Raw genomic sequence first — 15214 nt, forward strand, 5'->3', positions numbered from 1 at the left:
TCCAATAGCGGATCGACATCGGAGGATCAGCCATGGACGATTTCAGACAGCACGTTGTTGATGCGGCGGTGCGCGAACTTCGCCACCAACTGGGTGATGACTCGGTCGATCAGCATGGAACGCTTGTGCAGGTCGACGGCAGCTTCAAAATGGCTCGCGTTTGCGAATACGTCCTTCGCACCGCTCTCGACAGCCGCGACGAACGTATCATCGAAGAGGTCAGCCGGGGCATTGCCCGCGATGGTAGGGACTGGGAAGAATTTCGCGATCAGGCGATCGATGCCATCACTTCAATGTTTGGAATCGTGACCGCGCTGATGGACCCGTCACCTTGAGGTGATCCCGACGTGCCAAAATTCGGGGGGAATTAAGGGGTGCGCGCCGGGATCACCATCAGCCTAGCCGCATCAACAAGCGGGTCAACGTCAGGCTGATCGTCCGACCGGATGAAAAGACCGGGTTGGCATAAATAGGTGCATGACCCGCGCATTCAAAAATCGACTGAAATCAACGGCCTCGACCGTCGCAAACGCTGCAAAGTGGCTCTGGCTCCTCCCCCCGGTGCGATCCGTCGTCCTTACCAATGTTGCCCGCATCGGCTTGGGCACGACTGGCGTGGCGATTATCACCGCTATCGCTGACGGTCTGGCACGATAATGGCCGATCCGATCCCGCACGATATGCTGATGTTGCTTGGCCGCCTCGACGGCAAGCTGGACGGCATCCAGAACACGCTGACGTCGATGGCCGCGCGCGCCGATGGTCATGAGGCCAAGCTTAATGATCACGAAGTGCGGATCACCACGATCGAAACCACGGCACGGACGGGCTGGTCATCGCTGATGGTGGCGGGCAGCATTATCGCCGCGATCGTCCTGCCTCTGGTGGGCTATTTCGCCCCCAAGCTATTCGGTCTGGGCTGATCGCCGCGACCGTTTCCGCAGCCCGTTCAGTATCTCCAGCAGGCCCAGCAGTTCTTCGTCTGACCGGGCATCCCACCACCATTCCAACCTGATCACATGGTCACCGGTCGTCTTGGGCCGGATGCGCCCGGTAGTCCAAAAATCACGTTCTTTGAGGGTTGCGATGACGAATTGCCGCCACATCGTCACGGTTCGCTTGCGATCCTCTGCGCGACGGTCGCGGCGATAATCGGCATAAAACAGGTCGATCAAATTCACCGATTACTTAGTCGAAAGGGCCGATCCGCTGCGCGCGGACCGGCCCCCTTGGGTCGTCAATCAGAGGTCACCAACCGCGCAGAAAATGAGCGCTCAAATCGGGTGAAGATCGAATTTGATCTTCCTGCGTGGCCGGTAGGTTGATGATACGGGGGAGGGGATTCCCCAGTCCATATTAATCGACATAGCTCCATGTGTGCCCGGTCTTGATGTGACTGATAGTCGGCGGCGTGACCCCGAATTCACGGGCCAATTCCGCGCCTTTCCGACCTGCTTTCAAGCCTGCCTTGATAACCCTAACGATTTCAGCGGTCAGCGTGTTTGGGTTGTAACGAGAGGTGCCATGCTTGCGCTTGTCGGCGAAGTTGCCCGCGCGCGTGTCATATCGCAGGTTATCAGCCCGGTTGTTCAAACGATCGCCATCGTTATGGCAAACATCGTAGCCATCTGGACGCATTCCGATGAATGCTTCGGCCACTAGATGATGAATGTAGGCCCCAGTTTGCAGACCGTTGCGGCAGAACACGGTCATCAGATAACCGGCGCTGGACGGGCTGGGGTTCATTAGCTGGCCTTTGCGTCGGCGACCGGATGAAACCCGGTCCAATGATCGCAGCCGACCCAGATTTGAGATTTCGTAAAAGCCTTCGTAGCCCTTGATTGAGCGCCACTCCTCATGGATGTTTTCTATCATCCAATATTTAGCGGAGTTACATAAACAGGCGGCTTTAAGCCGAAATTTCAGCCATTCTTGAGGTCGGCGATCAACAGGTCGGCCTCATCCATCATTTCCATCGCCGCCGCTTCCATCGTCAGTCGGGAAGCCTCAACTGGATCGTTCTCCAGCATGATCGCACGATGAAGTGATTGAAGGGCGAACCAGCGGGCGCGGCCAAAGGCGCTGACGAAATGGGGCTGGTCCAGATGCTCGGCTTCGGCATCGGTGGTCTGCCATGCGGGCGCGCGCCGGGGGACGTAACGAGGGCGGGGAGGCATCAGGCCCAGTTCGGCCAGTTCATCGGGCGACAGGTCCGTCAGGTCGAAATCGGAGAGGTCGACGGTGGACCAGTCGCAGCCGGTGCCAGCGAGCATGTGGGGTAGCGAGCCGATCGGATCGGTCTGAAGATCATGGGTGTCCATGATCCTACTTATCTGGGCTGGCATTTCCTGCGCCGGGGAGATATTGACCCCGTTGAGTGGTCCCGTAACTCAGCCGGATAGAGTGCGAAATTCCTAATTTCGAAGCCGCGCGTTCGAATCGCGCCGGGACCACCACCTTCCCCCGATCGACCGCCTGACTACCCGGTGACTACCCCGCACCGTGGCCAAAAAGCTGTGACTACTTGGCTGACTACTTGGCCGTTGACAATCTGGCGGTCGATCCATAAAAATCACGGTATTCCGTCATATTTGGCGGTATGGTCATAGGGTTCCTAATCTGAGGGCCATGGGTTCGAATCCCGTCGGGTGCACCATTTTCCTGAAATTATAATGACTTACGCGCTCATCGGTGGGGCGCGAGCGTGACATTTTGTTGCGCGTCATGCTGTTGCACGACGGTCACATGTTTCACGAAAATTTCAATGTGTGACAAGGATATTACAATATCGCTTGTCTTGCGTCCCAGTTGGGGCACCCTGTGCGCAGCGGCGCGGGAGAGGGTCCGCGTACGTCTTAACAGGGACCGAGCTTCGTGAAAAAATATAGCTTTCTGACATTTACTGCCCTGGCGGGCAGTTTCGCCTTTGCAACGGGAGCCATGGCGCAGGGGAGCAGCGCCACGCCGCAGACGACCGAAGCCGATCGCAATCCGGAAGCGACTGGGGAGGTCGCGTCGTCGATCGTCGTGACCGGTTCGCGCATTCGTCGTCCGAATCTGGAAGCCAATGCGCCGATCACCACCATTTCGGGCGAGCAGTTCTTCGAGACGGGCCAGCTGTCGGTCGGTGATACGCTGAACGAGCTGCCGCAGCTGCGCAGCACCTTCAGCCAGCAGAACTCGACCCGCTTCCTGGGCACGCGCGGCCTCAACCTGCTCGACCTCTACGGCCTGGGCACGCAGCGCACCCTGGTGCTGGTCAATGGTCGCCGCCATGTCGGTTCCGACGTTCTGTCGAACGGCGTGTCGCCCGACACCAACACCTTCCCGACCGACCTGATCGAACGCGTCGACGTGATGACCGGTGGCGCATCGTCGGTCTATGGTTCGGACGCGATCGCCGGTGTGGTCAACTTCGTGCTGAAGCAGGACTATGAAGGCGTCCAGGTGCGCGGCCAGAATGGCGCGAGCAAATATGGCGACGCCGGCAACCGCTATGCTTCGATCCTGGCGGGCAAGAATTTCGCCGATGGCCGCGGCAATATCGCGATCAACGTCGAATATGCCCAGTCGGACGATTTCTACGGTTCCAACCGTCCGACCATGCGCCAGAATGATGCGTTCATCGTCGTCGACACCGACCCGGCCGGCACCGCCAACGGTTCGGACGGCGTGTTCGACCGCCAGTTCTTCCGCGACGTGCGTTCGGCCACCATCTCGCTGGGCGGCCAGACCGGCATCTTCCAGAGCGCCGGCAACGCGGCCTGCGGTCGTGATGCGGTAGGCGCGGCCTTTGTCTGCAACATGCTGTTCCAGCCCGACGGCACGCTGGTGCCGCAGACCGGTGAGCGCATCGGCCTGGGCCCCAACGGCAATTATGTCGGTGGCAACGGCACGAGCAGCCGCGAAGGCAAGCTGCTGGCGCTGAGCCCCAATCTGGAACGCATTTCGGTCAACCTGATGGGCCATTATGAGTTCAGCCCGTCCTTCGTGCCCTTCTGGGAAGCGAAATATGTCCGGGCCGACGCCTATGGCTCGCAGAGCGGTCCCTTCTTCTCGCAGGGCACGACGCTGGGCGATCCGGGCGGCCGCGAACGCATCCGTCTCGACAACCCGTTCCTGTCGGACCAGGCCCGCACGCTCCTGACCCAGCAGTTGCTGGCGACGACCGTCAATGCCAATACCGGCGCAGCCCTGACGGCGGCGCAGCTCGACGCGCAGCGCGCTGCGATCAACGCCGGCACGTTCCGGTTCAACCTGCGTCGCAACTGGGTCGACTTCGGCATTCGTGACGAAGCCATTCGTCGTGAAACCTATCGCGCTGTTGTCGGTGTCCGCGGCGACTTCAACGACGACTGGAACTACGAACTGTCCGTCAACTATGGCGAGCATCGCGAGAAGAATGTCGTAAAGGGCAATGTCAACGTCCAGCGCTACCTGCTGGGTATCGACACCACCCGCGACGCCGCCGGCAACATCGTCTGTCGTTCGAAGCTGAATCCGGCCGGCACGGTCGACTATGGCGCGGATGCGGCCATCCTGGCCGCCGACATTGCGGCATGCGTTCCGATCAATCCCTTCGGCCAGGGCTCAGTCTCGCAGGCTGCGCGCAACTATGTGCTGATGGACACGGTCGCGACCGGCAAGATCAAGCAGTTCGTGGCGTCCGGCTTCGTGGCGGGCGATACCAGCGCCTGGTTCGAACTGCCCGGCGGCCCGGTCGGCTTCTCGGTCGGTGGCGAATATCGCCGCGAGAAGGTCTATTATGACCTGGATGAGCTGACCCAGCAGGGCTACGCCTTCTACAACGCGATCCCGACCTTCCGCGCCCCGGCGTTCGAAGTGAAGGAGCTGTACGGCGAAATCAGCGTGCCGATCCTGAAGGATGTTCCCTTCTTCAAGGAACTGACCGCCAATGCCTCGGGCCGCGTGTCCGACTATAAGGGCGCGACCGGCACCGTCTACACCTGGGGCACGGAACTGACCTGGACCCCGGTTCAGGACATCCGCTTCCGCGGTACCTACAACAAGGCGATCCGTGCGCCCAACGTGGTCGATCTCTATTCGGAGCAGAGCCAGAATTTTGCGCCTGCGCCGAACGATCCCTGCTCGCTGCGCAACATCGGCACCGGTTCCTCCTATCGCGAGGCCAATTGCCGTGCGGCCGGCGTGCCGACCAACTATGACTTCGTCTACACCTCGTCGATCGAGCTGATTTCGGGCGGCAACCCCAATCTGCGGGAAGAAACCTCGACCAGCTGGACTGTCGGTGGCGTTCTGCAGCCCCGCTGGATTCCGGGCCTGTCGCTGTCGGTCGACTATTTCAACATCAAGGTGGACGACGTCATCACCGCGCCGTCGGCACAGCAGATCCTGAACGCCTGCTATGACGCACCCAATCTGGACAATCCGTTCTGCGGCCTGTTCACGCGTAACGGCGCGACCGAAGGTCCGTCGGGTGAAGCGGCCTATCAGGTGCTTCAGGGTTCGTTGCAGCAGACCACGCTCAACTATGCGAAGCTGACCGCGGAAGGCATCAACGCCGAACTCAACTATCGTCATGATTTCAGCTGGGGTTCGGCTGGTTTCAAGACGGTCTACACGCGCATGATCAAGCGGAACGAATATCTCAATCCGGCTGATCCGAGCTTCCGCAACCAGATCCTGGAAGAACTGGGCGATCCCAAGAACCAGGTCAACTTCAACGGCGACGTGAAGTTCGGCAAGCTGACGATCGGCTATCAGATGCGCTGGATCGACAAGATGTACCTCAACACCTATGAGGACTATAACTCGGTCAACGGGCTGCCGCCGCAGAATGCGGACTATGCCTCGCTCAAGAAATATCCCGACGTCTTCTATCACGACGCACGTATGGGCTATGACGTGACCGAAAAGTTCAACATCTATGTCGGTGTCGACAATATCGGTAACCGCGCACCGCCCTTCGGCCTGACCGGCGTGGGTGCGGGGTCGGGTATCTACGACGTCCGCGGCCGCTATGGCTATATCGGCGCCGTCGCCAAGTTCTGATCGCAGCGACATGCTGTAAGGGAGAGGGCCGGATTGACTTCCGGCCCTTTTCGTTTTCTGCTTGGCCATGACTTCCCCCATCGTTTCCCATGCCCGGCAACTGGCCGCATCCGGCCAAGTGGCGCAGGCTGTCGCCCGGCTGGAACAGGCATCGTCGCAGGGCGATGTCGATGCGCTCTTCTACCTCGCCACCTGGCATCTGGCGGGCCATGGCGTGGCGCGCGATCTGGAGCGGGCGAGGGGCCTGCTGCGCCGCGCGGTCGAGATCGGCCATGTCGATGCGGCGCTGATGGAAATCGCGCTGACCGCCAATGGCAGCGGCGGGCCGGTCGACTGGACGGAGGCGCTGGCCCGGTTGAAGATCGCGGCGCAGGGTGATCCGGTTGCGCAGCAGCAACTGGCGCTGATCAATCGCATGGCATTGGCCCCGGACGGTGCGCCTGTGGCCGTGCCCGAGGGCGAAGCGCTGGCCGGTGGCTGGGATGTCCGGCTGTTCCGCCAGTTCCTGACGGGCGACGAATGCCATCATGTCATCAGCGAAGGCCAGGCGCTGCTGGAACCGGCGATGGTGATCGATCCGCGCAGTGGCCGGCCCATACCGCATCCGGTCCGCACGTCGGATGGCGGGATTTTCGGCCCGGCGCGCGAGGATCTGGTGATCCAGGCGATCAACCGGCGGATTGCGGCGGCAAGTGGGACGATGCTGTCGGGCGGCGAGCCGCTGACATTGCTGCGCTATGCCGTCGGCCAGCAATATCGGCAGCATCATGATTGCCTGCCCCATGTCCGCAACCAGCGGGCATGGACGATGCTGATCTATCTCAACGAAGGCTATGCCGGCGGGGAAACGATCTTCCCGCGGCTGGGCCTGTCGGTGAAGGGGCGGAAGGGCGATGCCCTGCTGTTCCGCAACACCGATGCGCAGGGGCAGGCGGCGGAAGCCGCCGTGCATCTGGGCGCGCCGGTCATGGCGGGACAGAAATGGCTATGCACCCGCTGGATCAGGCATGATCGTCACGATCCCTGGGACCCGTGAGCATGCGGGGCGGGCCCAAGTCGTGTCGGGGCTTGCGCCCGACCGGAGCTTCTCCGCATTTTCACGCTCAGTGGAAGCGGATGCCGATGCGGCCGACGAAACCGCTATAGTCGCGGGTGGGGACGTTGGAATCATTGCTGGCATAGCCGGCCTCGCCGAACAGGTTGATCCGCGAGGTCAGTGCCTGTTCGACGCCGCCGGTCAGGCGCAATTGCGTATCCTCCCGCTTGAAAGGGTAAGCGTTGGAGAAGGCCGCCTTGTAGTTGCGATGGACCAGATAGAGCCGGCCATAGACTTCCAGCCCCTCGCGCAGTGGCGTGCGGGCGATCAGCATCGTGCCATAGCCATTATAGCTGAAGCGGTTGGCCTGCGCATTGGCGTGCAGGCCCAATAGCGACCCCATGATGCGGGTCTGGCCGCCGCCCGGCCGCCAGAGATGGCGCAGTTCGCCCAGCCACTCGCTCTGGTCATAGCCCTGGAAGCGCTGTTCGCTCTGGTTGCGATAGCCGTAACGCAGGCGCACCGTGCTGGTGTGGGCAGGATTGTGGCGGTGGATGAACTGCACATCCATGCGCGCGCGATCGAACACCCGGCCATCATCGCCCAGCACATATTCATAGCTGGGCTGGAAGCGCAGCCTGGTCCGCCCCCTGGCCGCCAGTGGCCAGTCGATCTGCGCGCCGACGGTCAGCGGATAGCGATTATAATCGGCTTCGGAGGGATAGATGTGGGCGCCCGCGGACGCGCGCAGGATCGCCGGGCCGGCATCATAGGCCAGGCCCACTTCGCCGGTGAACAGCGACTTGATCCGATCCTGATCGGGACTGTTGTCGACCACGTCGGGTGGCACCACGTCGAGCCCGTAGGAGAGTTCACCCTCGACCGACAGGTCGCCCGGCTTGGCCCAGCCGGCCTGGGGCATGGCGGCAAGACCCAGCAGGGCGGCGGGAATGACGATCTGTTTCATGAGACCTCCGGCGATGAAGGGGGGGATGGCGGGGGAAGCGGATCGGGCGGCGGGCTTTGCGGCCAGGGGTCGCGCCCGATCTGGATGCGCGTGGACATCGAGGTGATCGGGATGGTGAGCGCGGATTCAAGCGTGTACCAGGCGCGCAGCGCGCGGAAGAAAATGTAGGGGGGCAGCGCCAGCAGGGCGCGGGGGCGATTATTCGCCAGGATCGCGATCGCCGCGGCAACCATGGGTGATCCGACCAGCACGGCGACGATCGCCTGCCAATGGGGCAAAGCGATCGATCTCGACGTGATGAACAGTTCGAGCAGGCCGAAGATGACGAGTGGGATCATCATCGCCCGGCGCGCGGTGTTCATCAGCATATAGGGCAGGACCAGCTTGCCGCGGATGCTGAAGTCCGGGGCGCTGATGAGCGAATGGGCGCGCGCGCTGACATGATAGACAGACCGGAACCAGCGCAGCCGCTGTTCGCGCAGATGGGCGAAGCTGGTCGGCACTTCGGACACATAGCTGACCCGATGATCGACCAGCGTGCGATAGCCCAGTTCGGCGATGCGCAGCGAGATGTCGGTATCCTCGCCATTCATGCCGGAGGCGAACTGGCCGACCCGGCGCAGCGCGTCCGCCCGATAGATGACGAACATGCCGGGAATGCCGACCAGCCCGGCCATGACGCTGAGCGCGGGCGAATAATAGCCATGCTTGACGATCACCTCGACCAGACGCCCGGCATCGAAGATCGCGCCGCCTGGCGGCAAGGGCACGCCGCCGACCGCGCCGGCATCGGGATCGGCAAAATTCTGCATTGCCAACGTCAGATTATCCTCGCCCACCAGCGTGTCGGCGTCGATCCGCACGATGAACGGATGGCGCGCATGCAGCACGCCTTCGTTCAGGGCATGGGCCTTGCCGGGCGTCGCGACATGCACGACCCGCCCCTTGAGCGCGGAGCAGGCATCGATCACGGCGCGGGCGATGTCCGCCGTGCCATCGACCGAGCCATTGTCCATCACGATCAGTTCGACCTCCGCACCATAATGGGCGGCGGCGCGGTCGATATGCTGGATCGTCTGGCCGATCACATATTGTTCGTTGAAGGCGGGCACGATGACGCTGACCGGGGCGGCGAAGTCGGGGCGCGACAGGCGATAGCGCTCGGCGACGGCAACGATGTAGAGCTGGGCAAAGGTCAGCAGCACGAACAGGATGACGCCCGGACCGATGCCGCCGAGCAGGCTGATGTCGCGCATCTCCTCGAACAGCAGGATCGGTTGCTGTGCCGCCCAGATGGCGATGATCGCCGCGATCGTACCGGCAATGGCGAGGCGGTAGAGGGCGCGCCCCTTGGGCTGGGGGCCGCGCAGCACCGGTACCGGGGCGGGCATGGTACCGCGCCGGATGATGACGAAGGCGAAGACCGCCATGCCCATTAGCCCGGCCATGACCTGGATCGCGGCCAGCGAAAAGGGGGTGCCGACATAGGCGAACAGCGCCACGCTGCCCAGGTCGAGGATGGTGCAGAGCGCCATGTAGCGCAGGCACAGGTCGAGGCAGAGCAGGGTGCGCGCCCGCACCGATCCCGCTGCATAGAGCGAGAAGGAGATGAAATAGGAATAGATGAAGGTCCGGATCGAGATCGCGCTGAAGCCCAGATAGGGGCCGAACACATAATCATGGGTGCGAAAGAAGCGGTCGAGAAAGCCCAGTTCGAACAACCATAGCTGGAACAGGGCGATGGTCGTGAAGGTCAGCAGCAGGGCGGGTGCGCGCAACATCGATACCGGGCGGGCCAGCCCGCCGGCGAAACTGTCCGTCGACTGGAAATTGGCCTGGGTCCGGTCATAATCCGGGGGCGGCGGCATCAGGGGGCAGGGGCTGTTGCGCGCAGCGGGGTGGTCGCCGGCGTGGCGGGCGGCGGGACGGGAACCGGGCGATGGACCGTCACCAGCAGGGCCACGGCTGCCCTGGCCGCCGATGCACCACGCGCGAAGGGTTCCACCATGACGCCTTCGCGCCGGTCATCGGGGAAGTGAACCAGCCATTGTCGTCCGGCGGGGCGGACCCGTGCCAGCGCGGCGGCAATGTCGCCCGTCAGCACCTCGATCGTGGTGCCCGGCCTTTGGGTGCCGAAGGCAAGGGCGCTGGGCCGCATCTGACCCAGCAACTGGGCTGTGGCCTGTCCCTGCGGTGCGGTCAGTGCGCCGGCCTTCAAGGCGACCGGGCGATTGGCGGCAAGCAGGCCCCGCAACTGGACGATCGCCGGCACAAGCCGTTCGCCGCCGCCCCGCAAGATGGTTTCCGGCAGCATTTCCGCGGCGATCAGACGGCGCGCGCCGCACCGCATTTCTTCCCGCTCATGCGCGGTCAGGGTGATTTCCAACTGGTTGCGGTCCAGATGATCGGCGGTCGGCAGCGCGATCGAATGGCTGAAGCGCTGATCCTCATCGGTCAGGGTGCGGGTGAAGAGCAGATGATCGTTGAGCGTCACGAACAGCGCGGTGCGGGTTTCGGCAATCGGCCCGAGCAGCAGGCGCAGGTCGAGCGCGGACGGCAGTTCGCCATTGGGCAATTGCCCGACATCATAGCGATAGCGCCAGGTGGTTTCCCGATCGAAGCGGCGTGCGCCGCCATTCTCGATCGCGCTGACCAGGCTGACCGGATAGCGCAGCGCCTGCGTCCGGCCGGGACGGATGGCTGCGCCCTTGTCGATGTCGGTCAGTGCCTGGGCGGCATAGCCGCTTTCGCCGAAATAGATGCCATAGCCTTTCTCGCTCAGCCGTGCGGCGGCGAGCAGGGTGGCGAGATCCGCCACCTTGTCATCCTCGTCCCATTTGACCGGGATCAGGTCGCCCCACAAGGCGAGCCGGTCGCGGGTGGTGGACGGCGCCTTGTCCAGTTTGAGGTGCAGGCCGCTTTCCGGCAGGATCGTGACGACGGCGGCCAGCGCTTCATTGGGCGTGCATTCGGCCATCGGGCCACGCCCGACCAGCGCCAGTTTGACCTCCAACTGGCCCGAGGCCAGTTCGGCGGGGGTCAATTCGATCTTGGCACGCCGCTTGAAACGCCCCTGGTTCAGCACGACGTCGGCGCGCTTGACCCCGTTGATGCTGATCCGCAGCGCACCCTCGGCATCGGGCACGGCGTCGGTCGCGAAGGCGATATTATAGGTGCCGCTGAGCGGCCGGCTGTCGGTCGGCAGGCGGAAGAGCTTGCTGGCATAGGCCGGAAAGCCGGACAGGATCAGGGGATTGTCCGGGTGCGACTGAGCGACGAACACGTCGCGTCCATCGACATCGATGAAGGGGATGGAGCCGCGCTGATAATCCTCGAACAGAGGGTCGCCCATTCGGACGTTGCGGCCCATGATCGTGTCGAACAGGCCGCTCTGGCCGATCGCGATGAGCAGGCCGATGAACAGCAGCGCCTGAAGGCAGATGACCCATAATCTCATCGGCCCGCTCCCGCCATGCCGGGCAGGACGGGGCGGATCGTCTCGATCGGCCCCGCCTGGTCGAGCGCCGCCTGCTGTTCGCGCGTCCAGGCCGTGCGCGCCGGGATGTGGCGCTGGTCGACGCGGTCGGCATAACGGGCGGAAATTTCCAGCGTCTCGGCCAACAGGCCGTCGGTCAGCAGGATCGGGTCGAGGCCCAGCGCGCGGAAGGTGGCGTTGCTGACGTCGAGATCATTTTCTGCCGCTTCCTTGCGGGGGTTGGGCAGATATTCGATCGCCGCCCCGGTCAGGTCGGATACCAGACGGGCTAGGTCGCGCACGCGCAGGCTTTCGGCGATCTGGTTGATGATCTTGACCCGGTCGCCGCGCTCCGGCGGATGGGCGACGGCGAGCGCAATGCAGCGCACCGTGTCCTGGATGTTGAGGAAGGCGCGGGTCTGGCCGCCGGTGCCATGGACGGTCAGCGGATGGCCAAGCGCCGCCTGCACCAGAAAGCGGTTGAGCACGGTGCCATATTCGCCCTCATAATCGAACCGGTTGACGAGCGCGGGGTGGCGCCGGGTCTCCGCCGTTTGGGTGCCCCAGACGATGCCCTGGTGCAGGTCGGTGATGCGCAGCCGGTCATTCTGGGCATAGAATTGGAACAGCAGCTGATCGATCGACTTGGTCATGTGATAGACGCTGCCCGGCCGGGTCGGATACAGGATTTCCCAGTCATGCGGGGCACCGGCATCGTCGTGGATCTGGACGGTCAGATAGCCTTCGGGGATTTCGAAGCCGGCACCGCCATAGCCATAAACGCCCATGGTGCCGAGATGGACGAGATGCGCGTCGAGATCGCAGGCGACCAGCGCGGTCAGGACATTGTGGGTGCCGCCGACATTGTTGTTGACGGTATAGCGCTTCTCGGTCGGCCCGCGCATCGAATAGGGGGCGGCGCGCTGTTCGGCGAAATGGACGATGACGTCGGGGCGCTCCTCCGCCAGCAGGGCAAGGAGGCGGGCATAATCCTGGGCGACGTCGAGATAATGGAAGCGGATGGTCCGCCCGCTGACCTGGTGCCAGGCATCCAGCCGCTGGTCGACCATGGCGATCGGCGTCAGGCTGTGGACGCCCAGTTCCGCGTCGATCCGGCGACGCGAAAGATTGTCGATGATGACGACCTCATGGCCCAGTTCGGACAGATGCAACGCTGTCGGCCAGCCGCAAAAGCCATCGCCGCCCAGCACGAATATCTTTTTCGCCACACGATCTCCTGTCCCTGGCGCGTGCCGCACCGGAAATGTGCGGGGCGGCCGGCAATCGAGAAGAAGGGAGGTCGGATGATTCCGCTTCGTCGGCCCAAGAGCTATCGGGGTAAATACCGAGTGCCGGGAAAAACGGCAGCAGATCAATGCAATGCAAGGATATGAGGGGCGCTAGGCCCATTCGTGGAAGGGGCGGATCTCGATCTCGCTGGGGCCGGGCATGGGGTTGGGGCAGCGTTTCGCCCAGGCGACCGCTTCGTCCATGTCGGCCACCTCCCACAGCCAGAAGCCGGCGACCAGTTCGCCGACCTGGGGAAAGGGGCCATCGATGACGCGGCGATCGGTGCCGTCGAAGGCGATACGCTTGCCATGAGAGGAGGGGAGCAGGCCGTCGGCCATGCGCAATATGCCGGCCGCTTCCAGTTCGTCGTTGAAGCGGCCCATCGCCGCCATCATCTCCGGGTCGGGCGGGCCGCCTGCCTCGCTGTCCTGCGTTGCCTTCACAAGCACCATCACGCGCATCGATCGCCTCCCTGTCCGGACCGCAGGAGGATAAGCGAAAATGGCCGGTTGCGGTAGGCGCAGCGACATCATCGGCCGGCGCGAGGTGCCGTCTCCCGCAGCCAGGAAGAGAACTGGCGACTTTCAAGCAGTTGGCGCGCGTTTATGCGGTGAAACGATGCGGCCCTTTTGCTGCCGGCAGCATGTGTCTTAACCTTTTGGAAAGGCACGACCTGCGAAATGAAAGCGGGGACTACGGGGCCGTATAAATGCTGAAAAAAATCCGCACCCAGGACGTGAAACTGGGGATGTTCTTGCACAAGCTGGACGGGTCGTGGTTTTCCCACCCCTTCTGGAAGCGCAAGATGCTGCTCGACGATCCCGAGCAACTGGCGGACCTGCATGCCAGCAAGGTCGAGTGGGTGACGATCGACGTGTCGCGCGGTGCGGATGTCGCTCCGGCTCAGCCGGCGCCATCCCGCGTGGTGCCGATCAGCGAACCACGCGAACGGGTGTTCGGCCGCGCCGGGCCGACGATCGTGCGCCGCGCCGCGCCCCAGCCGGTCGACCGTCCCTTCGATCCGCTGTCCAAGGACAAGCTGCCGATCCGCGCCGAGATGGTCCATGCCCAGCGGCTGGCGCGCAAGTCGGGGCGCACCATGCGCAAGCTCTATGAGGATGTGCGGCTGGGCAAGGCGGTGAAGGCGGCCAAGCTGGAAACCATGGTCGACGAGATTTCCAGCTCCGTGCAGCGCAACCCGCATGCCTTCATGGCGATCACGCGGATGAAGAATAGCGGCGAATATCTGTATCAGCATGCGCTGTCGGTCTGCGCGCTGATGATCGGCCTTGCCCAGCAGATGCACCTGTCGCCCGACGATATCCGCAAGGCTGGCCTCGCCGGCCTGCTGATGGACATGGGCATGGCCCATGTGCCGCAGGAAGTGTGGGACAAGGACGCACCGCTGACGCCGGAGGAGTGGGACGTGGTCAAGAGCCACACCACGCTGGCGCATGAATTCCTGACCCTGGGCGGCGAAATGCCGGCAGAAGTGCTGGACGTGTGCCTCAACCATCATGAGCGGCTGGACGGCAGCGGCTATCCCAATGGCCTGGCCGGCGAGCAGATCGGCATGTTCGCGCGCATGGCGGCGATCTGCGACAGCTATGACGCCATGACGTCCAATCGCTTGCACCGTAGTGGCGAAGACCCGTCGCGCGCATTGCTGAAGATCGACGAGGATGGCGGCGCGCTGTTCGACGCGGAAATCTTCCAGGCGTTCCAGCGCGCGGTCGGCATCTATCCGATCGGATCGCTGGTGCGGCTGCGATCGCACCGGCTGGCGATCGTGGTCGAGCAGAATCCCGACGACTTGACCTTGCCCAAGGTCCGTCCCTTCTATTCGCTCGCCGACCGGGCGTTCGAGAAGAGCGAGGATATCGATCTTGGCAATTGCTTCGGCGCGGACCAGATCATCACCCGCGAGACGCCCGAAGGATGGGACATGAGCGAATGGCCGGCGATGAGTGCCAAGCTGCTGGCAGTCGCAAGCTGAAACATGGCGGGCGGCTCGGTCAGATCCCCGTCGCCTGCAACGCTTCCGCCCATTGGAGCAGGCGCTCCTTCAACCGGCGGTCGCGGCCGGCGCCGAGATCATCCGCTTTCAGTCGTTCGAGAATCTCGAAGTGGAAGCCGTTTTCGCCATGGGCATTCCAGGCGTCCTGCAGGCCGGGGTGCCGATCATTGCCCAGTCGCAGGGTGAACCAGAGCCGGTTGCGGATCGTGGCGAGATTGAGCGCGCTGCCGACCCAGCGCTGGCCAGACGGCAGGCAGGATAGGGCATAGATGCCGCTTTCGGCTTTCTGCTCCCTGTAGGCGGCGATCGCGGCCCGCTTTTCCTCTTCGGTCATGAGGGGACTTTAATATTACCCGGATATATTGGCAAATGATATTTATCCGGGTCAAATATGCC

Annotated in this window: 14 protein-coding genes and 1 tRNA gene; 6 read left to right on the forward strand and 9 right to left on the reverse strand. The window is 63.1% G+C overall.

What is annotated here, in order from left to right:
* Positions 1-32 precede the first annotated feature (32 nt).
* Together JQK15_RS13645 and JQK15_RS13650 are read left to right on the forward strand one after the other, a co-directional pair.
* Positions 33-335, forward strand: coding sequence for a hypothetical protein (locus JQK15_RS13645; RefSeq protein WP_214866093.1), 303 nt, complete (start codon positions 33-35; stop codon positions 333-335).
* A gap of 321 nt (positions 336-656) precedes the next feature.
* The gene (locus tag JQK15_RS13650) at positions 657-923 is read left to right on the forward strand and encodes a hypothetical protein (protein WP_214866094.1); all 267 of its coding nucleotides are present in this window, start codon (positions 657-659) and stop codon (positions 921-923) included.
* Here the strand turns inward: JQK15_RS13650 and JQK15_RS13655 are convergent.
* The 3 genes from JQK15_RS13655 to JQK15_RS13665 all read right to left on the reverse strand — a co-directional run bounded on the left by JQK15_RS13655 (position 906) and on the right by JQK15_RS13665 (position 2321).
* Positions 906-1175: a hypothetical protein gene (locus tag JQK15_RS13655; protein ID WP_214866095.1), complete on the reverse strand. Its 270-nt coding sequence runs from the start codon at positions 1173-1175 to the stop codon at positions 906-908. The two genes, JQK15_RS13650 and JQK15_RS13655, sit on opposite strands and share 18 nt — an antisense overlap.
* A gap of 181 nt (positions 1176-1356) precedes the next feature.
* Positions 1357-1875, reverse strand: coding sequence for an NUMOD4 domain-containing protein (locus JQK15_RS13660; RefSeq protein ID WP_214866096.1), 519 nt, complete (start codon positions 1873-1875; stop codon positions 1357-1359).
* A 47-nt stretch (positions 1876-1922) separates the two neighbouring features.
* Complete coding sequence (locus tag JQK15_RS13665) at positions 1923-2321, reverse strand: hypothetical protein (protein ID WP_214866097.1); 399 nt, start codon at positions 2319-2321, stop codon at positions 1923-1925.
* Positions 2322-2379: 58 nt separating this feature from the next.
* Here JQK15_RS13665 and JQK15_RS13670 point away from each other — a divergent pair.
* The 3 genes from JQK15_RS13670 to JQK15_RS13680 all read left to right on the forward strand — a co-directional run bounded on the left by JQK15_RS13670 (position 2380) and on the right by JQK15_RS13680 (position 7069).
* Positions 2380-2456: transfer RNA gene (locus JQK15_RS13670), tRNA-Arg, on the forward strand.
* Between the two features lie 484 nt (positions 2457-2940).
* Entirely contained in the window at positions 2941-6033 is a 3093-nt protein-coding gene (locus tag JQK15_RS13675; RefSeq protein ID WP_169861595.1) for a TonB-dependent receptor domain-containing protein, read from the forward strand.
* 67 nt (positions 6034-6100) lie between these two features.
* Complete coding sequence (locus tag JQK15_RS13680) at positions 6101-7069, forward strand: 2OG-Fe(II) oxygenase (protein WP_214866098.1); 969 nt, start codon at positions 6101-6103, stop codon at positions 7067-7069.
* A gap of 67 nt (positions 7070-7136) precedes the next feature.
* On the opposite strand, the gene JQK15_RS13685 is transcribed toward JQK15_RS13680, so the two are convergent.
* From JQK15_RS13685 to JQK15_RS13705, 5 genes are all read right to left on the reverse strand, one after another.
* The gene (locus JQK15_RS13685; RefSeq protein WP_214866099.1) at positions 7137-8036 is read right to left on the reverse strand and encodes a hypothetical protein; all 900 of its coding nucleotides are present in this window, start codon (positions 8034-8036) and stop codon (positions 7137-7139) included.
* Positions 8033-9904 carry a glycosyltransferase family 2 protein gene (locus JQK15_RS13690; protein ID WP_214866100.1) on the reverse strand — a complete coding sequence of 624 codons (1872 nt, stop codon included), beginning with the start codon at positions 9902-9904 and terminating at the stop codon, positions 8033-8035. Before JQK15_RS13690 ends, JQK15_RS13685 begins: the two co-directional genes overlap by 4 nt.
* A complete protein-coding gene (locus tag JQK15_RS13695) occupies positions 9904-11493 on the reverse strand; it encodes a cellulose biosynthesis cyclic di-GMP-binding regulatory protein BcsB (protein ID WP_214866101.1) in 1590 nt (529 codons plus the stop codon). Before JQK15_RS13695 ends, JQK15_RS13690 begins: the two co-directional genes overlap by 1 nt.
* Positions 11490-12740 carry an NAD-dependent epimerase/dehydratase family protein gene (locus JQK15_RS13700; protein ID WP_214866102.1) on the reverse strand — a complete coding sequence of 417 codons (1251 nt, stop codon included), beginning with the start codon at positions 12738-12740 and terminating at the stop codon, positions 11490-11492. Before JQK15_RS13700 ends, JQK15_RS13695 begins: the two co-directional genes overlap by 4 nt.
* 171 nt (positions 12741-12911) lie before the next feature.
* Positions 12912-13262, reverse strand: coding sequence for a YciI family protein (locus JQK15_RS13705; RefSeq protein WP_214866103.1), 351 nt, complete (start codon positions 13260-13262; stop codon positions 12912-12914).
* Positions 13263-13510: 248 nt separating this feature from the next.
* Here JQK15_RS13705 and JQK15_RS13710 point away from each other — a divergent pair, with 248 nt between their 5' ends.
* Positions 13511-14797, forward strand: coding sequence for a cyclic di-GMP phosphodiesterase (locus JQK15_RS13710; protein ID WP_214866104.1), 1287 nt, complete (start codon positions 13511-13513; stop codon positions 14795-14797).
* 19 nt (positions 14798-14816) lie between these two features.
* On the opposite strand, the gene JQK15_RS13715 is transcribed toward JQK15_RS13710, so the two are convergent.
* Positions 14817-15152, reverse strand: a complete 336-nt coding sequence (locus JQK15_RS13715; RefSeq protein ID WP_214866105.1) for a GIY-YIG nuclease family protein — start codon at positions 15150-15152, stop codon at positions 14817-14819.
* Positions 15153-15214: the final 62 nt, after the last annotated feature.

It is taken from the genome of Sphingobium sp. BHU LFT2 (genome assembly GCF_018604485.1).
GTDB classification, from domain to species: Bacteria; Pseudomonadota; Alphaproteobacteria; order Sphingomonadales; family Sphingomonadaceae; genus Sphingobium; species Sphingobium yanoikuyae_A.